Origin of the sequence: Sinorhizobium sp. P24N7 (assembly GCF_042436655.1) — a bacterium.
GTDB classification, from domain to species: Bacteria; Pseudomonadota; Alphaproteobacteria; order Rhizobiales; family Rhizobiaceae; genus Sinorhizobium; species Sinorhizobium meliloti_A.
This window is the reverse complement of sequence record NZ_JBHMIW010000002.1, coordinates 471,491-492,243: the sequence shown is the minus strand read 5'-3', so window position 1 is coordinate 492,243 and position 20,753 is coordinate 471,491. Positions and strand designations below refer to the sequence as shown.

At 60.6% G+C, this 20,753-nt stretch carries 17 protein-coding genes and 2 pseudogenes; 8 read left to right on the top strand and 11 right to left on the bottom strand.

All coding sequences use genetic code 11. From position 1 onward, the window contains the following. Window positions 1–15 precede the first annotated feature (15 nt). The 3 genes from nifK to nifH form a co-directional block, all read right to left on the bottom strand. Window positions 16–1,557, bottom strand: a complete 1,542-nt coding sequence (gene nifK, locus ACFHWW_RS05020; protein WP_379937518.1) for a nitrogenase molybdenum-iron protein subunit beta — start codon at window positions 1,555–1,557, stop codon at window positions 16–18. Between the two features lie 122 nt (window positions 1,558–1,679). Then, a complete protein-coding gene (gene nifD / locus ACFHWW_RS05015) occupies window positions 1,680–3,182 on the bottom strand; it encodes a nitrogenase molybdenum-iron protein alpha chain (protein WP_379937489.1) in 1,503 nt (500 codons plus the stop codon). A gap of 112 nt (window positions 3,183–3,294) precedes the next feature. Continuing rightward, window positions 3,295–4,188, bottom strand: a complete 894-nt coding sequence (gene nifH / locus ACFHWW_RS05010; protein WP_180941993.1) for a nitrogenase iron protein — start codon at window positions 4,186–4,188, stop codon at window positions 3,295–3,297. A 1,043-nt stretch (window positions 4,189–5,231) separates the two neighbouring features. Here nifH and ACFHWW_RS05005 point away from each other — a divergent pair. The 8 genes from ACFHWW_RS05005 (at window position 5,232) to ACFHWW_RS04970 (ending at window position 12,635) form a co-directional block, all read left to right on the top strand. Further along, window positions 5,232–5,717 carry a hypothetical protein gene (locus tag ACFHWW_RS05005; protein WP_379937488.1) on the top strand — a complete coding sequence of 162 codons (486 nt, stop codon included), beginning with the start codon at window positions 5,232–5,234 and terminating at the stop codon, window positions 5,715–5,717. A 137-nt stretch (window positions 5,718–5,854) separates the two neighbouring features. Further along, complete coding sequence (gene tnpA, locus ACFHWW_RS05000; protein ID WP_379937487.1) at window positions 5,855–6,223, top strand: IS66-like element accessory protein TnpA; 369 nt, start codon at window positions 5,855–5,857, stop codon at window positions 6,221–6,223. Further along, entirely contained in the window at window positions 6,220–6,567 is a 348-nt protein-coding gene (tnpB, locus tag ACFHWW_RS04995; protein WP_379937486.1) for an IS66 family insertion sequence element accessory protein TnpB, read from the top strand. The genes tnpA and tnpB overlap by 4 nt, the downstream gene beginning before the upstream one ends. Window positions 6,568–6,631: 64 nt before the next feature. Beyond that, complete coding sequence (gene tnpC, locus ACFHWW_RS04990) at window positions 6,632–8,254, top strand: IS66 family transposase (protein WP_379937484.1); 1,623 nt, start codon at window positions 6,632–6,634, stop codon at window positions 8,252–8,254. Beyond that, window positions 8,254–8,550, top strand: a complete 297-nt coding sequence (locus ACFHWW_RS04985) for a hypothetical protein (protein WP_379937483.1) — start codon at window positions 8,254–8,256, stop codon at window positions 8,548–8,550. Before tnpC ends, ACFHWW_RS04985 begins: the two co-directional genes overlap by 1 nt. A gap of 35 nt (window positions 8,551–8,585) precedes the next feature. Then, window positions 8,586–9,917: a hypothetical protein gene (locus ACFHWW_RS04980; protein ID WP_379937482.1), complete on the top strand. Its 1,332-nt coding sequence runs from the start codon at window positions 8,586–8,588 to the stop codon at window positions 9,915–9,917. Between the two features lie 3 nt (window positions 9,918–9,920). Next, window positions 9,921–11,198: a glycosyltransferase family 2 protein gene (locus ACFHWW_RS04975; protein WP_379937481.1), complete on the top strand. Its 1,278-nt coding sequence runs from the start codon at window positions 9,921–9,923 to the stop codon at window positions 11,196–11,198. Continuing rightward, window positions 11,199–12,635, top strand: a complete 1,437-nt coding sequence (locus tag ACFHWW_RS04970) for a radical SAM protein (protein ID WP_379937480.1) — start codon at window positions 11,199–11,201, stop codon at window positions 12,633–12,635. It begins immediately after the preceding gene. A 373-nt stretch (window positions 12,636–13,008) separates the two neighbouring features. On the opposite strand, the gene ACFHWW_RS04965 is transcribed toward ACFHWW_RS04970, so the two are convergent. The 8 genes and pseudogenes from ACFHWW_RS04965 to ACFHWW_RS04930 all read right to left on the bottom strand — a co-directional run bounded on the left by ACFHWW_RS04965 (window position 13,009) and on the right by ACFHWW_RS04930 (window position 20,752). Further along, window positions 13,009–13,170: a hypothetical protein gene (locus ACFHWW_RS04965; protein WP_379937478.1), complete on the bottom strand. Its 162-nt coding sequence runs from the start codon at window positions 13,168–13,170 to the stop codon at window positions 13,009–13,011. Between the two features lie 100 nt (window positions 13,171–13,270). After that, window positions 13,271–14,321 (bottom strand): annotated as a pseudogene (fni, locus tag ACFHWW_RS04960) (type 2 isopentenyl-diphosphate Delta-isomerase). Between the two features lie 85 nt (window positions 14,322–14,406). Further along, complete coding sequence (locus ACFHWW_RS04955) at window positions 14,407–15,309, bottom strand: terpene synthase family protein (protein ID WP_379937477.1); 903 nt, start codon at window positions 15,307–15,309, stop codon at window positions 14,407–14,409. Further along, window positions 15,306–16,856, bottom strand: coding sequence for a hypothetical protein (locus ACFHWW_RS04950; RefSeq protein ID WP_379937476.1), 1,551 nt, complete (start codon window positions 16,854–16,856; stop codon window positions 15,306–15,308). The genes ACFHWW_RS04955 and ACFHWW_RS04950 overlap by 4 nt, the downstream gene beginning before the upstream one ends. Window positions 16,857–17,118: 262 nt before the next feature. Next, a pseudogene (locus ACFHWW_RS04945) lies at window positions 17,119–18,116 on the bottom strand (polyprenyl synthetase family protein). A gap of 152 nt (window positions 18,117–18,268) precedes the next feature. Then, window positions 18,269–19,612, bottom strand: a complete 1,344-nt coding sequence (locus tag ACFHWW_RS04940; protein ID WP_379937475.1) for a cytochrome P450 — start codon at window positions 19,610–19,612, stop codon at window positions 18,269–18,271. Further along, complete coding sequence (locus ACFHWW_RS04935) at window positions 19,612–20,457, bottom strand: SDR family oxidoreductase (protein ID WP_379937474.1); 846 nt, start codon at window positions 20,455–20,457, stop codon at window positions 19,612–19,614. The genes ACFHWW_RS04940 and ACFHWW_RS04935 overlap by 1 nt, the downstream gene beginning before the upstream one ends. Beyond that, complete coding sequence (locus tag ACFHWW_RS04930) at window positions 20,444–20,752, bottom strand: ferredoxin (protein ID WP_379937472.1); 309 nt, start codon at window positions 20,750–20,752, stop codon at window positions 20,444–20,446. The genes ACFHWW_RS04935 and ACFHWW_RS04930 overlap by 14 nt, the downstream gene beginning before the upstream one ends. Window position 20,753 lies beyond the last annotated feature (1 nt).

Below are 20,753 nucleotides of genomic sequence, written 5' to 3'. Positions count from 1 at the left end.
GGCCAACCATCGCTCTTAGCGGGTGAGGTCATACGAGTAGTCCGTCACACCTACCTTGATCGTTTCGCGATCGAGCTTGTCGAAGATCTTGTCGAGGATCGTCGTTAAGACGCGCAAGCCCCCTTGGTAGCCCATCAGAGGGAAGCGATGGTGATGGTGCCGGTCAAATATCGGAAACATCAGCCGGATCAGCGGCGTGCCGGTGTCGCGCTCCAGGTACTTGCCATAGGAATTGCCGATCAGCAGGTCCACCGGTTCGGTGAAGAGCAGCGAGCGCATGGCCCAGAGGTCCTTGCCCGCCCAGACCTGGCCATCCTTGCCGAAGGGCGAGGATGCGAGCAGTTCCTTGATCTCAGCTTCCCAGGCCGGTGTTCCATTGGTGGCGAGGCAGTGGGTCGGCTCGCCGCCGGTCTCCATCACAAACCGGGCCATGGCGTAGACGAAGTCAGGATCGCCGTAGATCGCGTATTTCTTGCCGTGCAGCCAGGCTTGGCTATCCGCCATAGCGTCGACAAGTCGGCCGCGCTCCATACCGATTGCCGTTGGGATATCCTTGCCGGAAATCTCCGAGACCTTCATCAGGAATTCGTCGGTAGCCTGGACACCAAGAGGATAATGGAACGAGGCCGTCGCCTGCCCGACCTCGTTGCAATATTCCAGCGTCTTGCGGGTGTTGTAGTGCTGCAGCGACAGTGTCGCTTCGGCACCGAGTGCCGCCCTCACGTCTTCAATCATCGTGCCGCCGTCATACATGCGATACATGCCGTCCGAAGGCGTGTCGAACTGGTCGGAAGCATCCTGGATGAACGTGTAGGACACGCCCATCAGGTCGAGCAGGCGCTTGAGCTCGCGGTTGTTGCCGACACAAAAGCCGTCGAATCCCGGAATGATGTTGATGGTTCCACCGGATTCCTTGCGCTCCTGGCCTTTCCAGAAGTGCTCCAGAACGCCCTTGACCATGGCGTCATAGCCATCGACATGGCTGCCGACGAACGCTGGCGTGTGAGCGAAAGGAACATCGAAGTCGGCCGGGACTGAACCTTCGTTCTTGGCGTTCTCGATGAAGCCGTGCAGGTCGTCGCCAATGACCTCTGCCATACAAGTGGTCGAGACAGCAATCATCTTCGGGTCGTAGAGGCTATAGGTGTTGGCGAGTCCGTCGACCATGTTCTTCAGGCCGCCGAACACCGCCGCGTCCTCTGTCATCGAGGACGAAACCGCTGATGAGGGCTCCTTGAAGTGTCGCGACAGATGCGAACGATAGTAGGCAACGCAGCCCTGACTGCCATGGACGAAGGACATGGTCCGCTCGAAGCCCGCGGCCGCGAAGACGGCGCCGAGCGGCTGGCAGGCTTTGGCCGGGTTCACGACAAGGGCTTCGCGGGCGAGGTTCTTTTCGCGGTACTCCCACGTTTTGGTGTATTCGCCCTGATCGGTAACAATCCGATCCGGGTGCGGACATTCGAAATTCAACTTCTTCTCGGCAAGCATCTTCCTGTATTCCGGCTGGCGGAACAGGGGAGCATGGTCGAGGACTTTTTCGGCCGACTGCGGCATGGGTGGTAACCTCTTTTTCATCTGGCGCGCCAGGCGGCGGCACAGGACGTCGAGACGTTTCAGGTTTCCCGCGGATCAAGGGTCACGGGCGTTCGGCCCCCCTGCTCCTGGGAGGCCATTTTTCATTCGGCCGCGACCGCCACCGGCGGCAGGGCCTTTTTCTTCCAGGGGGCGTCGTAGAGGTCCCAGACCGGGTTGTTGATGGCCAGATCCATGTCGCGGGCGAAGATGGCGAAGCCGTCATAGCCGTGATACGGACCGGAATAATCCCAGGAGTGCATCTGACGGAACGGGATGCCCATCTTCTGCACCGGGTACTTCTCCTTAATACCGGAGCCCACGAGGTCAGGTCGGATCCCCTCGATGAACTTTTCCAGCTCGTAACCGGTCACGTCGTCATAGATCAGCGTGCCATTCTTCACGTAATGGCCGGTGCGCTGATAGTCATCGTTGTGAGCGAACTCGTATCCGGTGCCAACTATCACCATGCCGAGGTCCTCATAGGCCGTGATGACGTGCCGAGGGCGTAGTCCGCCGACATAAAGCATCACCGTCTTGCCTTCGAGGCGCGGCCAATACTTGTCGACGACCGCATCGACCAAGGGGCGGTACTTGGCGATGACCGCCTCGGTCTTGTCCTCGATTGTGGGCCCGAAATGCTTGGCTATCTTGCGCAGAGAGGCTTCGATCTGGGAGGGACCAAAGAAATTGTATTCCATCCAGGGGATGCCGTACTTCTCCTCCATGTGCCGGCAGATGTAGTTCATTGACCGGTAGCAGTGAATGAGATTGAGCTTGGCCTTCGGTGCGCGCTCTACCTCAGCAAGCGTCGCGTCCCCCGACCAGTTGCCGACCACGCGCAAACCCACCTCCTCCAAGAGGATGCGCGTAGCCCACGCGTCGCCGCCGATATTGTAGTCGCCGATGACGTTAACATCGAAACGGTCGGCCTCGAACTCCACGTCCGTCTTGTCGAAGACCCAGTCGCGGATCGAGTCATTGGCAATGTGGTGACCAAGAGATTGCGAGACCCCGCGAAAGCCCTCGCAGCGCACCGGTACGATCGTCTTTTCGTGCTCCTTGGCCTTTTTGCGCGACACCGCCTCGATGTCGTCGCCGATCAGGCCGATCGGGCATTCCGATTGCACGCTGATGCCATTGTTCAGGGGAAACAGCTCCTCGATCTCGTCGATGATCTTTTCCAGCTTCTTGTCGCCGCCGAAAACGATGTCCTTCTCCTGAAAGTCGGAGGTGAACTGCAGGGTCACGAAGCTGTCGATGCCCGTCGTACCGACGTAATAATTTCGGCGCTGCGACCAGGAATATTGACCGCAACCGACTGGCCCATGTGAGATGTGGACCATATCCTTGACCGGACCCCAAACCACACCTTTGGAGCCGGCATAGGCGCAGCCGCGGATCGTCATCACGCCCGGTATGGACTTGATGTTCGACTTGACGCTGCATTCGGAGAGGACCTCTCCCTCCTCCTCCGCCTCCTGCCCGTTCGTCGCGACGCTGAGGTGCTTCTTGCGGCGCTTCGCCGCCTTGTCCGGATACTGTGACAGCACTTGCTTGATAAGCTCCTCATGGAGAGCGCCGTCATTCTCGTAGTCGAGGCTCATGGGGCCTGTTCCCTTTCAAGGTTCGGAGACGCCTCGCGGACGAGGCGCGTTCTTGGAAAGGGCGCGCCAGCTCATGGCCGGCGCGCCCCCTGCTGGCGGCGGGGGAGGGCGCCTAGTGGGCAACCGCCAGCTTGCCTTCCTTGGCCTGGAGTTCGGCAAGCATCTGCTCGTCGGTCTTCATGATGCCGAAGTCGAGCAGCATGTCTTCCAACTCCTCCATGGTGATTGGGGTCGGGACGGTGCCCTGGCCCGAATTGGCATGGATCTTCTCGGCCAAGGCGCGATATTCCCCGGCCTGCTTGGAGTCCGGCGCATACTGGATCACCGTCATCTTCCTGAGCTCGGCGTGCTGGACGATGTTGTCGCGCGGCACGAAGTGAATGAGCTTGGAATTGAGCTTGGCAGCCAGCGCCTCGGAGAGGTCGAGCTCGCGGTCGGTCTGGCGCTCGTTGCAAATCAGACCGCCGAGCCGCACGCCGCCGGAATGGGCATATTTCAGGATACCCTTGGCGATATTGTTGGCGGCATAAAGCGCCATCATCTCGCCGGACATCACGATGTAGATTTCCTGGGCCTTGTTCTCGCGTATCGGCATCGCGAAGCCGCCGCAGACCACGTCGCCGAGCACGTCGTAGGAGACGTAGTCGACATCGTCATAGGCGCCGTTCTCCTCAAGAAAATTGATAGAAGTGATGACGCCACGGCCGGCGCAACCGACACCGGGCTCGGGGCCGCCGGACTCCACGCACTTGATGCCTCTGTAGCCGACCTTGAGCACGTCCTCGAGTTCGAGGTCTTCCACCGAACCCTCCTCGGCCGCGAGATGCAGAACCGTGTCTTGCGCCTTCGAGTTCAGGATCAGCCGGGTGGAGTCGGCTTTGGGGTCACAACCCACGATGAGGATCTTCTGCCCGAGATCGACGAGGGCCGCGAGCGTATTTTGAGAGGTGGTGGACTTGCCGATGCCCCCCTTGCCGTAGAATGCGATTTGACGCAAATCTGACATGTTGCCTTCCTTCCTTCGTTCCATCCATCTCAATGGCGGTCGGCAGCTCGCGCCGCCTCGAAATGAAGGTTTCAAGACTCGTGCCAGTTTGGTTGACCGAGCTCAAGGAAAGGTCTTTTGTTTGTTTTTCAGCTATTTACTCAAAGCCGAGACAAGAGATTGGCTAAACAAGTCTGTGTCGCTGATCCGACAAAACCGACAGAAGCTGTCGGATGCTGTTACTGGGGGATCGCTTTAGATTTACCTCGGTTGGTGACGGCCGCCAGCAGGATCAACGAGCTTCGGAATGGAGGCAAACGGAGACACAAGCTCCCTGGTTGAGAGTGGGCATGGTTCCCACTGCGAACTACCGCTTGCGAACTCGCTGAAAAAGGGCGCGATAATCACGGCCTCGGCTCCGCACCAACAACCGGGCGCGAAGGTTGCGTGCCGAGAATACGATCTCGACCGAGCTCAGGCCCCATTGCGCCCTCAGCACCGGCAGAACCAAAGCGGTTATTGCCACTGTCCTCCTAGGCCTCCCTCTCCTCCCGATCGGCAATCGCCAGCTCCATATGCTCAATGAGATGGTCGAGTTTGTCCGACGAACGGCGAAGCGGGCGGCCGCAAGCAGCGCCTCTGCTTCTCCCGATGAAGGTCGAAACTGGGCGGCTCTTGGATACGTCGCCTGCAGGAAGCGAACGGGATCGAGAGTTGGCGGTCAGGGTCGGACCGAAACCGGCGTAGCACTCGCGCACGTCGTCACTGATCGGGGTTTTCGACGGTTGGCCACCCGCCTTGTGCCGAGCTGCCGCGGCTCCATGCGCTAGCAACCGGCGCATGTTCCGGACGAGATATAATGCGACTTTCGCAGCGCAGACTCTGTCTTAGAGCACCCATTGTCGGGTTTGTGGAGTCCGCGACGGGCTAGTGTTCGGCGGGCTTCCTGTCGCGCGCATACTTAATATGCGGAAATCGTTTCTGAGCTTTCTCTGCACAGTTGGCACGAATTTTGAAACTCCATGTCGCGAGACGCCAGAAGCTGCCGACGCGATACTCGTGTCGTGGGTTACATCGCGATCAATGGAATTACCACGTCCCATTGGCAGAAAGGACCGCTTATGGAGATCAGGGAGCTGGGCGACCTCGACCTGCGGCCGGACCGGCTGACGACGCGGCAGGTCCGCGTGCCCGACCCAGCCCGCTGGTGGCCCGACCCGCGCCGCGCATCCCATGTTCAGGAGAAATCCCCCGGCTATCTCGGGGATCGCCAGCCGGCGTGGCTCGGGTTCGAACGGTCGCGCGAACTCGATCCGGTCGGGTTCACCGGGGCGATCCTTGGCTCGGCCGATCCGCACGGGACATATCTATGGATCAACCGGGCGTACGAGGGGATCTGTCTGAGTTTCCGTCACACCGGCACGGCGACCGCGCGAACTGCGGGGGACGGCTATCTCAACGAAGTCAGGTCGCCGGCCGACCGGATCAGCGGCCTCGTGCAGCGGTTGAGCGGCGGCAGACTGACCGTAGCTGGGCCTCAATCATCATGATCGTCGCTGGTTGTAAAGCCGCGATGTTTATTTCATTCGTAACCGCCCGATTGTGACCGCCTGCCGGATTGGGACTTGATGGCCTAAGACACGTGTTTAACGACGTCGTTAGGGACGTGTCTTAGGCGAGTGTTACGATGCGCGTGGAAATTCTTGGGCAGGAACGGCGGCGGCGATGGCGCGACGAAGAAAAGCGCGAGATCGTCATGTCGGTTGGGGTTTCGGGAGCTACGGTGACGGAGGTGGCTCATCGGCACCACGTGACGCGGCAGCAGATTTACACCTGGCGCAGCGAGCTGAAGAAGAAGGGATTGTTGTCGCCATCCACCAATGCGGTGTTTATTCCCGTCGACATGAGTGCCGCGCAGACCGAGCAACATGGCGATCAACAGGACCGATCTGGGATGATCGAGTTGCGATTGCCCCGCGGTCGCAGCCTTTGCTTCGACAGCGGCGTGAACGCCAGCGTCCTGACGCGGCTTATCCGGGCGGTGGAAGCGGCATGATCGGACCAGGGACTGGCGTGCGCGTGTACCTGGCTTGCGGGGTTACGGACATGCGCAAAGGAATAGAGGGCCTGGCTTCGCTGGCGCAGGACGTGTTGCGCCAGAAGCCGACCGGGGGCGCGGTCTTCGCCTTTCGAGGCAGACGTGGTGATCGTTTGAAGCTCCTTTATTTTGATGGGCAGGGCTTCTGCCTGTATTACAAAATTCTGCAAAAGGGACGGTTCCCGTGGCCTTCGGCGGCCGACGGGATAGCCCGGCTGACGTCGGCGCAGATGGCGATGTTATGGGAAGGGATCGATTGGCGGCGTCCAAACTGGGGCGCACCACCGGCACGTGTCGGCTGATTTTTATCTCTCTGAATCTTATTGTTTTTATGGCAATTCGTCCTGATTTTTGATAGTCAGGCTCATGTCGAACGCGAGCCAAAATCTTCCCGATGATCCCGCCTTCCTGAAGGCGATGATCACTGCCTTGCAGGCGGAAAATGCGAAGATGTCGGCGACGTTACGGGCGCACGACGAATTGATCCAGGACCTGCGGCTGCGCATCGCCAGGCTAAGGAAACAGGCCTTCGGCAAATCCTCCGAAAAGATCGAGCGCGAAATCCAGCAATTGGAACTGGCGCTGGAGGATTTGTTGATCGCAGCGTCGGAGAACAGCACCAAACCAATAGACGAGGACGATGAGATCGTCCCGGAGGCGTCCACAGATCCTTCCAGGGAGAAGGTGATCCGCAGGCGTCCACGCGTATCAGAAAAGGCCGTGCGCGAGCGCAGGGAAATCGATCCCGGCAAAGTCTGCCCCGATTGCGGGGGAGAACTGCGCCTGGTGGGTGAAGACGCCAGCGAAATCCTCGACATGATCGCGGCGCAGATGAAGGTCATCGAGGTCGCCCGATTGAAGAAGTCCTGCCGTTGCTGCGAGAAGATGGTGCAGTTGCCGGCGCCAAGCCGCCCGATACCGGGCAGCATGGCAGGTGCCGGGCTTCTGGCTTACATCCTGGTCTCGAAGTTCGACGACCATCTGCCCCTCTATCGCCTGAACGAGATCTTCGCCCGCATGGGCGCCGACATTCCCGACAGCACGCTGGTCGATTGGTGCGGTCGCGCCATGCGGGTGCTTCAGCCTTTGATCGAGCGGATCGAGGCGGCGATCATGGGCAGTGACCTTCTTCATGCCGACGACACCCCGATCCGGGTGCTCGATCGTTCGCTGCGGGATAAGGGGCTGGGCAAAGGCGTGAAGAAAGGCAGGATCTGGGCCTATGTCCGCGATCAGCGTCCCTGGGCGGGTGTGGCTCCACCGGGTGCGGTCTATTACTTCGCCCCCGACTGGAAGGAAGAGCACGTCCACCGTCACCTCAAACAGACAAGCGGCATCCTTCAGGCTGATGGCTACAAAGGCTACGGCAAGCTGTATGACCCTGGAGGGGATGGGACATCCCGCTTCCGTGAGGCGGCCTGCTGGGCACACTGGCGACGCGACTTCCACGATATCTGGACCTCGAACAAATCCGAGATCGCACGCGAGGCTCTCGACCGTATCGGCGCGCTTTACGACATCGAACGTGAGATTGTGGGTCAGCCTGCCGATATCCGCCTCGCCGCGCGTCAAAAGCACAGCAAGGCAAAAGTCGAAGCCTTGCGCGTCTGGGCCGAGGCGCAGTTGACCCGCATTCCGGGCAAGGGCGATCTGGCGCAAGCTTTCCGCTATGGCCTGAGTCGGTGGCCATCATTCTGCCTGTTCCTGGAAGACGGCCGTGTCGCGATTGACAACAATGCTGCTGAGCGAGCCCTGCGCCCGGTTGGAATTGGAAGGAAAAATTGGCTCTTTGCCGGCGCAGACACCGGTGCGGAGACACTGGCGCGTGCCATGACGATCATCGAAACGGCCAAGATGAATGGCCTCGATCCGCAGGCCTATCTGGCCGATGTGCTCGATCGTATCCACGATCATAAGATCAATCGCCTCGACGAACTGCTCCCCTGGAATTGGTCACCTGTTGCCGTCATCTGCGCCGAGGCGGCCTGATGGCAACAGTCACTTATGTCCGCACCATCAAATATGTTGCCGAAATTCTTGGCGAGGATCCGGAGCTTCTCCAGGCGATCGTCAGCAATGATGACAACCTGACCTACGGCAGTATCATCAGCGTCTATAACGGTGAGGACGGATCCATCACCGCCCTGACAGACGACGGCATGGAGGAGTTGGAGCAGATGCTCTCCTATGCTCGCCGCTCAACTCAGGAGTGGAACGACTTCCTCAACAGCTTTGTCGACGACGAAGAACTTATCGCCCGCATCAAAGCAAAATCTCCGCGGTAGCAATCGGCCGGTTACTTTCATTCGATGCTGTGTCCGTGTCAGGCATCACTGTTGAAGCAATGAAGGTCGCAAAGAAACTCAGACAAAACGGATTCCGATGTTACCTAGACCTGGGTTACGATATAAACGTAAGTAAGGGCAACTTCGGAAAACCGTATACGTGCGAGGCATATCTCTACCGCAATTATTTTGAGCTCGTGCGCGTAGATGATATCACCACTATCCCTAACTATAACGCGCGATTTATAAAGAACGTTAATAGCGTTTTGTTCAGCCAGACGCTCAGCGTCTCACACGATGCGAAGGCTGCAATACTCACATCAGTGGACCAGGTTGCCGCGGGAGTAGCGGTTAAAATCGTGGCCTTATGGAAACGCTTGAACGTCAGCAAAGTTATCATTGAAAACGGCACGCTGCCGGAAAATATCGTGTATTCCCGAGCACTTCGCCTAGCAATTGAACAGTACGGACAGTCGCGGAATCTGGGTAGCTTCGTGATCTGGCGCGACCACGACCTGATGTGGAGTAGTGAAAAAAAAGTCATGAAATATGGCGCTCCACCGTATCGCCATGCGATTAAACCAGCAAAATCGCGATACATCACCTATGTTACTTTGAACGAAAAACTACGAAATGAACTGGAAGCTTGGTGCAACTTTGAAGTGGAGGTTAAAGTCCGGAAAAATACCTATGATTTTTCGGAGCGGTCTCTCGGTAGAGACATCAGAGCGCGATTAGATATTAGAAAAGATGATATTCTGATCGCAAGAACAACGCGCCTGATACCTCAAAAACGAATAGACCGGGATATCGTGTTGGTCGATCAATTAAATCGACGCCTCCGCGAAAGTGGTGAAAGCACCTCCGCGATTCTCGTGGTTGCCGGAGATAAAAATGAAAATTATCCACATTTCCTGGAGCTTGACCGGCTAGCAGAAAGGCTGGGTATATCAAAGTACGTTAATTTTACTGGGCTTTTGTACCATGACCTAATGCCTGCTAAAGCTAATGCGTTCACGATAGAGGACTTGTATTACTCGTGCGATTTAGTGTCATTTCTCACCTCCTACGACTACGACAGTTATGGCAACCCCATTGGTGAGGCAATTAGCCAAAAACGCTGCTATATCACCACTAGCTATCAATATTATGACGAGGTGTATGGTCGGTATGGATTTGAGGCTCCCGTATTGGAAATCTCCAGCACCAATGACGGGCTACCCGGCAAACGATTTATCGATGAGGTATTTCTTCTTCTTACAAACAATAAATTGAAGAGAGCCGTCGCTGAGAGGAATTTTAAAAGGGGAAAACAGGTCCTTTCCAACAACGTCTTTGACGTGTTGAACCTGAGTGATCGCGATTAAACTATGCGTGACACCACTTTTGTATCAGTTGTGCTCCCGGTTTTTAACGAAGGTGAGCGTATTAACGAAGTCCTTGAGTCACTTTATTGTCAGCACACGCAAGATGAACTGATTACCAACGACAGTTATGAAGTCATAGTTGTAGATAACAACTCTACGGACAATTCTGTCGCCCAGATCAATGCCTTCAAAGTAAAACATTCTTCTATAGACATTTATATTATTGACGAAACGGTTCAGGGTGTTTCATCCGCCAGAAAGCGTGGCATGGATTACGCCGCCATGAGAGCAAAAGTTAGGGATAACCGATTAGGAAAGACAAATAAGCACTATATTGTTTCTGCCGACGCTGACTGCACTGTCAGTCCCTATTGGCTCCATCACCTCATCGATAAAATGATGAAGGAAGATGGGGACTTGGGAACCTGTAAATACTACTATGATGAAACGTCTTTTCATCATCGACCCAATCTCTTCAGGGAAATACAGAAGACATTACGCTGCCGCGATTTCTCGTTTCAATTATTTGGTGGCTTTCCTGATGGTAAAGGATTTGCCGTAGAGCGGGACTTCTATGATAAAGTCGGCGGTATCGAAATTTTCTACCAGTTGAACAATGGTCGCTTCGTTGAACATTTATCCGACGACTGGGATTTTGGTATTAAAGTGATCGCCCATGGCGGAAAGCCCGTTTACGCAGAAGAGTCTTGTGTACAGATCAATAGTCGACGCGTTGATACAATCCTTGATGAGGTGATCACGGGGGCGGCCTACGGCCGGGACGGCATCATTATCATGAAGGATGTGCGTCCCGACTGCGTGTCGCAGAAGAAATCCTTGCCTGACACGACAGGCGATCAATCTAAACAAGCCTGGTTTTACTCGATAAAGGATTACGTCCCTAAAAATATTATCTTGCCCGCATTATTGAATCCACAAATTTTGATACACAGAGTGGAAGTCAGGAACTTCTTCACCGAACTGGTGGCCGACAGACTGCATCAGCGCATTCAAGAAATCAAAAGCGAGATGCGCATTATCGATTTCAGGGCCATTCATGCTTACAAGACTCCTTCCTATCGTTTATATTTTGAGTTTCGTGACGAGATATTTGCCGCATTGCGGCGTACAGTCGGCGATGACATCGGTTTTCCTCCCCCATTACCTCCGTGTTTTGACAGCGTCCGCCCCGAGGACTTCAAGCGCTTTGTTTGGTACTTCTGTGAAGATCGTGAATCTGGCGAAGCACACAATTATTTTGCGAACGGAGGGGTATTCTAAATGAATGAAGCAATGGCGTCTTTGCGCGATCTGGACCCTAGTTATCCAGTGCCTTCAGTCTATGAATTTCTTTCCAGATCGGAAAACAACGCTTTTCTGAACTACGTCCACAAGGATCCGTTTGGCTGTCACGTATTCCCGGGAGATATCGACAACTATCCACTGTCATCTTTTTTTACAGACATGGATGACGAAATTACAAGAGCGCAGCAAATCCATTTGTGGGCATACATACCCAGCTGCCGCTACCGCTGCCATTTTTGCCAGTTTCCGACGGTCATTCTCAATCCTCATTCAGCGTCTTCGCAGGCAGTCATGAAGGAGTTGGTGGATCTGAATATTAAAGAAGCCACACTGTGGCTGGGGAAGGTGCCGGGCCTTGCCAAGGTTGAAGTTGGGGAGTTCAATATTTTTGGTGGCACCCCCTCGCTGCTGCCCGAATCGGAATTGCGCAGATTGATGGCGTTTTACAAGGCCAATTTCAATCTCTCTACTGCCACGATGCGATTCGAAGGGGAACCTGGAACTCTGACAAAATCGTACCTGTCGCTTTTGCAAGAGCTTGGTTTCACCAAAGTAAGTTTTGGCGCCCAATCTTTCGATGATCGAATTATTTCTGCTTGTGGACGTATGCATTCCGCGAAGGAATGTTTTGAGACTGTATACAACGCGCGGGAACTTGGTATTGACTGGGTCAGTGTCGATCTCATCTACGGCATGCTGGGACAAAGCGTAGACGATGTGAAGTACGACATGGAGAAAACGCGCGAACTCGAACTTTCCCATGTCGTCTGCACCAAGCTGCATCTGGAAGAGTTCATGAAAAGCCGTACTGGCATCTCCGGGGAGCGTCGAAGTGTGTGGCAGAAAACAGGGCTGATTGATGCCAATAACACGGGCTTTCCCGGCTTGGGAAAGCAATATCAAATGCGCGAGCTAATCGAAAAGTATTTGGAGAGCGCCTATCGTGAACACCCTACCATGTATTTTTATCGACACGATCATCAACCGGAAAAATGGAAGGGCCTGGTTGCCGACCTGGATAAACAGTTTCCCGAGGTAGCGGTCGGCCTCGGCGGTAGTTCGAAATGCACGAAAGCTGAAGCGATCAATATCACCGGTTATAGAGCTTACAGGGACGCTGTGCGTGAAGATCGTCTCCCGATCCAGGAAAGCCGTGGCATGACGCCAGTTCACAGGGAAAGCAGTGCATTTAAAATGGCGCTCTCGACGCTCATTCCGGTCGATGATGCCGTATTCAGGCAGCGCTTTGAGGGAAGAAGCTTTTTTGACAACGAGATCATCAATTCCACGTTGAGCGAACTAGTGGAAAAGTCGCTGATTGTCATTGAACGCGATGTGGTAACGCTGACGCCCAATGGCGTCACGTTGGTCGAAGCGATTATCAACACACAGTTTGCGCCACCGCTCTTATAGGGTTCCTCATGGTCGACGATATAGACGACCCCCTCGAGCGCGCCGCAGGTCTCGCCGGCATTGGAGACTTCGGGCGGCCACGACCGCGTTCTGCAGTGCTGCCATGATCTTCTTGCGATCGCCGATCGACAAGCCGATGTCGCCGTCGAACAGGCTCTTCCAGCTCTTGTCTATGCGGACCTCCTTCCGGCATGTGTCGCCAAATTCGTTCCGGCCCTCGATTGTAACCGTCCATTCCACCGCCATCGCTTTGTCTCAAAACGATGGCGGTGGACGGCTCGAGCCTAACAACCCGTGTTTGACCCCAGAGAAGTTACCGGTCTCCTCACGACCGGCCGCGCATGACTCAGGGTCAATGTGGATCGCTACTCCTTCATTGCAAAGGATTTGTATCATCTACTCCTTGCCGGTCTCCCGGCGCACCTTGTGCCGACTCCTTCAGGGGCTCAGCTCGGTCGGCGTGACCGATCACCCCGATCAAAGCATCGACATAGGCGTCGAATGCGGCTTCACTCTCGGCTGTCCAATCGGGCATGGCGGGGCGCCTCCCTGATCACGACGCAGCACCCTAACAAATCTGCGACCAGCGCGAATCCCCCTGCATCCGCGACTTTCTGACCAGTAAGACTGCTGCATCAACCGGCGGGCAGATGCGCCGAGGGCAACAAGCGCGCCTGACGCAATGCCGCCAGATCAGCCGAGCCGGTGCAGAAGCAGGCGACGGCCAACTGGCGGATGACGATCTCGAAATGCGCGACAACCGCTTCGGTGGATACCGTAGCCGCGCTGAGCACGCCGGCCGCCTGCCCGGCAATGTCCGCGCCCAGGCGGATGGCCTTGGCCACGTCGACGCCGTCGCGGATCCCGCCCGACGCGATCAGCTTCACCGTTGGCAGCGCCCGACGTACCGCCTGCACGCTGGCCGGGGGTCGGGATCCCCCAATCGGCGAACGCCATCGCCACTGCACGGTCGGCGGCATCGCGGGCGCGCTCGCCCTCCACTGCGGCCCAACTGGTGCCGCCGGCGCCGGCGACATCAATCATCGCCACGCCCGCCTCGACGAGCGCACAGGCCACCGAGGCGGACAGGCCCGAGCCCACTTCCTTGGCCACGATCGGCACGCCTACGCTGCGCGCGGCGCGAGCGATCTGCGCCAGGACGCCGCGCCAGTCGCGGTCGCCTTCCGGCTGTACCGCTTCCTGCAGCGGATTGAGATGGACGATGAGTCCATCGGCCTCCAGCGCATCCACCGCCCGACGCGCCAGTTCCAGGCCGTCGGCCTCGCGCAGTTGCGCGGCGCCGATATTGGCCAGCAAGGGAATGTCTGGGGCCAGGCGGCGCAACGCGCGCGTCAGGCCCTGGGAGTTGCGGGATTGCAGGCTCACGCGCTGCGAACCGACGCAGATGGCGATCCCCAAGTCTTGCGCTGCCTCGCTTAGATGCCGGTTGATGGCCTCGGCGCGTGGCATGCCGCCGGTCATGGAGCTGATCAGCAGCGGCGCGCGCATGGTCTTGCCCAGCAGCGAGGCGCTGAGGTCGATCTGCGTCAGGTCCAACTCGGGCAATGCGCAGTGTTCGAAACGGATGTCCTCCCAGCCGGCGGCGACCGTGGCCGGCGCCGTTCGCCGACCCAGCACGATGTCCAGATGGTCGTCCTTGCGCCGGCTCAGGGCGGTGTCGCCCATGCTCGCTCCATCCGTCGCATCGGGCGACGGTGTTGCGACGGATCGGACCGACGGCAGCGCGCGCACGCCGCCGCCTCCCGCGCGTTCAGGCCGGCGCACGCTGGCCTCCCCCCGCAGCGTCGCTGCGGTAGCGGCTGGTCGAGGTCTGGTAGTACTGCGCGCGGATGGCCGCTATGACCTCGATCAACCGCCCCCACGGCGCGGGAAAGCGTTCTTCCGCCATCACCCGGTGCAGCATGCGCGTATGGCCGGCCAGTTCGTCGTTGAGGAACTCTACCACAGGCATAGCCGGATAGCGCTGCAGCAGCAGGATCGCCGCGTTGTCGGCCTCGCCGGCCGACCTGTCCTTGTCGCGTCCATGCAGATCGTTCTGCAGGCGCCCTATCGCGGAGATGAGCCGCAGGACCTGGCGAAACGCCGGACGCGCGCGCAAGGTCGCCATGTCCAGCCCCCACAGCAACGACAGGCAACAGAACACGTTCGTGTAGGCGATCGAATCGATGCCGTTGTGCAGGTACTCGGCGTAGGACCAGCGTTTCGCCCCTGCCGCCTGCGCGTGTCCGGCGCGCAGCGCCGCGCAGTAGCACCGGGTATCGTCGAGAAGCTGAGCATAGTCGCGACGATCGTAGGCGAGCGCGGCCAGCGAAGCGCGTAGCACAGCGCAGCCCTCGAATCCAGGGAGCGCGCACGGAACGCCCTGCCCCAGCGCCTGCTCCACCGCGGCGAGCTGCGCCGGCGCGATCAGGCCAAGGTCGTTGCAATCGTCGAGCCAGAACAGCAGCGCCAGTTCGCGATAGAACGCCACGATCAGCGTTTCGTCCTGCGGATCGCGGCCGGTGCGGGCACTGGTGTCGCGCAGGCTCGGGTGGATGCGCTGCAGGATGTACTGGCCGCCCCTGACCGCTTCCAAGGCATGCTCGTCGGCGAACCCGGTCAGGGAACGCCCCCACTCCAGCACCTGCTGCAGCGCGCGTTCGGTCTGGATCATGGCGCCGCTCCTGCTCCCTCGGCGAGGACGCGCCGCCCCCAACGAAGCGCCAGCCACAACCCGGCGAGTTCGGCCACGCGCACGACCCGGGTGGGGCAATACAGTTCCTTGCCGATCCACAGTGGCGTCTGCGGCAATGCATGCGCCGCATGGCGGGCGAGCATCCACTCCAGCGCACGCGCCACCGCCTGCGCGATGCGCCCGCGCCCTGTCGGCTCTTCGCTCCCGTCCATCACGTGCAACGCGAACATCGCATAGGCGGTTTCCTCGAATGTGGACGCGCGACCGGCGCCCCAGCCGCCGTCGTCGCGCTGCGCCTGCAGCAGTGCCGCCAGCGCGCGCTCGTCGCGCCACTGGGGCTCGCCTTGCGCCAGCGCAGCGACCGCATGCGCGGTGGGATACAGCCACGAAACGTGCCATTTTTCGTTGTCCCATAGACCGTGCGGGTTGCGATTGGCCTCAACGTAGGCGCTGGTGCCGACGGCGGGCTTTCCCAACAGTCGCAACGCATGCAGGGCATGGATGTTGGTCGACACCGAGGCATTGCGCTCGCCGGGGAAGGTGACGAACAGCTCGCCGATTTCGAAATGGCGCAACGCATCGACCACCGGGTCGCGGCCTGCAAGGCGCAGGACGCACAACGCAACGGCGGTGTCGTCCGCATCGGCCGCGAAGTGCAAGGCCGGGCCCAGACCGCGCACGCCCAGGCGGGCGTCGAGCTGCGCGACGATCACGCGCACCGCCTCGGCGAGCGCCGGATGTGCGAACAGCCCGGCCAGGTGCAGGGTGTACAGCGACCAGCATGGCTCGAACACATTGATCGGCCAGACGTTGGGAACGACACCTTCGATGCCGCTGCGCGTCGCCCGCGATGCCGCCTGCAGATACGCGTCGGCGCGCCCGACCTGCGGCGTGCTCCCCTGTGTCACGGCGTGCGCACGCCACGCGGCGGTGGCCGCCGGACTGATGCCGATGCTGCCGTCGTCATCCGGGCATGCGGTGGTCGGCGACGTCCCCCAGGCTTCAAAGGAGTGCAGCCACGGATGGCCGCTCGGCAACGTCGCCACCGCCCCCAGCTTGACCAGGCACGCTTGCCGCAACGGCAACAACGCCGGGTGGCGCGGAAACGCCGCGCCGCCCAGCAAGGATGCGACCTCGCCGCACAACTGCGGCAGGATCAGCTCCGCGCCGATCGGCGCGTCTTCCGGCACCGCATGCGCGTAGGGATCGGGCTGGCGCTCGAGAAACCGGGTTGCAGCCTGGACTGCGTCGGCAGCGCCGGGAAGAGGATCGGCACGCTGCAATGCCAGCAACGCCGCCCACGTGGGCGCATGGCGGAACAGCGGGAAGTCCGCGCTTCCCCATCCGCCATCGGCCTGTTGCTGCGCGATGAGCCACGCGTATGCGTCCTGCCGGCTGGTGACGTTGCCGTGGAACTGCAGAGCTCGTGCCGTGTCGTAGACGGACGGACCGACGCTGCCGCCATCGCTCATCTCGCTCAGCAGGTGGCGCAATTCGGAAAGGATCTGTTCGGACAGCGCGTTCACGCGGGATGTTCCTTCTGCAGACGGTTGACGAGAACCAGGATCGGGCAGACGCCGCGCACGTCGCCGCAGGCGCGGCGCGGCGACGCATCCCGATGCTGGCGCCGGTCCGCCGCACAGGCTTGCGCGCAGCGCGCCGCGTGCACCGCGGCCGTGCTGGGCAACCGCTGCGATCGGCGCCGCGGACTCGGACACAGTGCAGCATGCACCGCTGCCGCCGGCCAATCGCAGCGGCACAGGGGCGACTCCATGCGGACGGGCGCGCTCATGCGCATGGCGCGTGCTTGAACAGATACGCGTTGGCCCGCTGCAGCATCTGCGCCAACCGTTCCGCACGCGGCCCCAGCGGGGCGATGGCCTCCCCGGCGTCGCGCAACAAATCCAGCGCGAACTGGCGCGCTGCCTGCAGCCCCATGATCGACGCGCAGGTCGGCTTCTGCGCCGCCGCGTCCTTGCCGGGGGTCTTGCCCAGCGTCGCTTGATCCGCTGTCGCGTCGAGAATGTCGTCGACCACCTGCAACGCCAGACCGAAACAGGTGCCGTAGCGATGGAGCGCTCGTACAGCGCAGCGTGTGCGGCATCCTCCGTGATGGTGCATAGCGCGCCCATGCGAACGGACGCGCGCACTAGCGCTCCCGTCTTCATCCGGTGCATCGCCACGATCCTGTCCAGCTCGACGTGCTTTCCAACCAGCGACAGATCCAAGGCCTGGCCGCCTGCGGCACCCTCAGCGGATACCGCCTGCGCCAGTTCGCGCACAAGCGCGATACGGTTGGCGCTCGGAGCATCCAGGCTCGCCAGTGTCAGGAAGGCGTGTGCCTGCAGCGCATCGCCGACCAGGATCGCAGTGGCTTCGCCTAACTTGACGTGCACGGTCGGAAGGCCGCGGCGAAGCACGTCGTCGTCCATCGCGGGCAGGTCGTCGTGGACCAGGGTACAGGCGTGAATCATCTCGATGGCGCCCCCGACGTCGTCGAGCGTGTGCGCCGGCATATCAGCCAGTGCGCCGGCAGCCATACAGAGCAAGGCGCGGGTGCGCTTCCCGCCAATCAAGGTGGCGTAGCGCATCGCCGCCATCAGTTCGGTCTCACCGTCGTCTCCGGCGCAAAGAAGACGCGCCAGCGCCTGTTTGACCCGCTTTGCGCCGTCCTGCATCCAGATCTCCGGCAGCAGCCGGCCGGATGCACCGCTCGCCTGCGCGCCCAATCCGCGAACCGGGGAAACGCCAGTTCGGTCGTCGTGTAGCGTGGAATCGGTCTGCATGTTGTTCATGTCCTTGTACCTGACAGGACGCGCCCACGGCGAGCGGCGAGCCGCCGCGGTGTTGCCGGCGTCGCACCGAGCGCGCGCCGAGTGCAGCAATGCCGCGCGTCGCCGGCGCCGCTGCCTCGCCACACGGGGCATGCGATGCCAGCTCATGAGAATCCGATGCGGATTTTCATGGAGGGTTGTGCTGTCGGGTAATAGCGCCGGCCTTTTTCGGCGTCGCTCAGCAACCGCGGCCGCACCCCGGCCTTGTGCATGGTCAGCGCCAAGGCGATGCTGAACTGCACCAGTTCCAGCCATACCAGGTGGTAGCCGATGCAGACGTGTGGGCCGCTGCCGAACTGCAGCATGTCCACCGGCCCGATCGGCCCCATGCGTTGCAGCCATCGCGCCAGGCGGAACTGATCAGGCGCCTCGTGCAGCAGCGCCGAGGTCGAGAAATGCAGCAGCGGGATGCATAGACTTGTGCCCGCGGGAATGCGCCGCTGGCCGAGTTGTAATTCCTGCGTCGCGCGACGCGGTACGAGCGAGGACGCCGGATGCATGCGCAGCGTCTCGCGGAACAGAGCCTCTGCGACCGGATACTGCGCCAGGTCCGCGTGCCGGGTCGGCACTGCGCCCACGCGTTGCGCCTCCTCGACCAGGGCATCCCACAGCTCAGGCTGCCGCGCCAGTTCGATCACCATCCAGGCCATCGTCGAGGCGGTGGTCTCGTGACCGGCAAGCAGCAGCAAGCGGATGTTGGCGACCAGGACGTCATCGGAGAGCGCATCGTCGCTGCGATCGAAGGCGCTCACCATGTCGTTGATCAACCCGGTGCGCGCGGCATGCGCGCGCGCGTCGCGGATGAACTGGCGCGACTGCGCGTCGATCCAGTCGCGGGCGGCGCGGCCGCGCCGCAACGGCGTTCCGGGCAGGTCGACCGGTGGCGCGACGATCAACTGCAGCAGTTGCCGGTACTTGCGATGCCACTCCGGCAGGTCTTGGGCGGGGATGCCCATGAGACTGAAGGTGAGCTTGAGCATCAGGTCGCCGGTTTCGGGCAGGATAGTTACTTCACCGCGGTCGCGCCACGCCTGCACCCGGGCCCGGATGACGGGCGCGAACAGCTCGCCAATGCCGGCCTCGGTCAGCCCCCTGGGCAGGAACGCCGCCTTGATCCCATCGCGCGCCTGCCGGTGCGCGCTACCGTTCAAAGTGACCAACGTTCCGCCAAGGATTTCGGGCGCGATCTCTGCGATCAGCGCCGAGGACACGTCCTTGTGCCGGAGCAATGCGAAGACATCCGGATCCAGGCAGGTCATCAGGTGTCCGGCAGGGCCGAAGTCCAGCCAGAAGTGGCTGCCCAGCGTCCGTTCCGCGCGCCGCAGCAGGCGCGGCAGGTCACAAACGATGGCGGGAAGATGCCCGACCACGGGGAAGGCGCCGGACATGACCGGGATGTCGTACCGCAGCCGGTGCCGACGGTTCAGCGGGTTGAGCAGCATGTCCATCACCTCCCTGGCGCAGCGGCCGCTTCGGCGGTGTCGCCGGCAGACCGCGCGGCGCGGCTATTGCCACCGTCGGCGTACGTCGGCACATGCGCCAGCATGCCGCCGTCGATGCACACTACCTGGCCGGTGATGAACGCAGCATCGTCGGAGAGCAGGAACGCCACCAGCGAGGCCACGTCCTCGGGGTGGCCGACGCGCGGCAGGAGCTGGTGCCGGCGCAGATGCCGTTGCATGCACTCGTCGAGCTTGGCGAGGAGACGCTCGGTCATGATGAGACCCGGCGCAACCGCGTTGCAGCGGATCTGCGCATGACCGTACTGGGTGGCGAGCGAGGCCGACAGCATGTTCATCGCCGCCTTCGACGCGGCGTAGGACGTCTGCGCGGTGTCACCGCTGAGCCCCTGGCACGACGACATGTTGACGATCGCGCCACCGCCGCGGGCGATCATCCGTGGGATGGCCTGCCGACAGCAGAGCAGCGTGCCGCGCAGATTGGTCGCCATGGTCTGATCCCAAACCGCCAGGTCCATGTCGAGGATCGCGCGGTCGCGCGGGGTCAGATGCATGGCGCTCGCGTTGTTCACCAGCAGGTCGACCCCACCGAAGTGCCGCTCCGCCGTCTCGAACAGCGCTGCCACCGCCTGCGCATCGGCGATGTCCATGGCCAGGGCCAGCGCATGGCCCGCTTCGGTCGCGATCTGCGCGGTGCAGGCGATGGCCGCCGAGCCATCAATGTCGGCCACCACCACTCTGCCGCCCTCGCGCGCGAGGGCGAGGGCGCATGCCCTGCCGATGCCGGCGCCGGCGCCGGTCACCACGGCCACCTTGCCTTCAAACCGTCCCATCGTGTCCTCCTGGATTGCGTTGGTCTTTCGCGGCATGCCGCTCGGCCTCTGCCTGAGAACGCGCAGGGTCGGCGCTGGCGCGCTCGTCATCGCCAGCGTCGCTTTCGATGACCCGAATGGCGGCGACCGGGCACTGGCTGGCCGCGAGCCGCACCGCGGCGTGCAGCGCCTGCGGGACCGTCGCCACGCACACTTCGGCCACGCCATCCGCTTCGCGCTGGCGAAAGGCGACCGGCAGCGTCAGCGCGCACTGCCCAGTGGTTCCGCACAGATCCTGGTCGACCACGATGCGCATC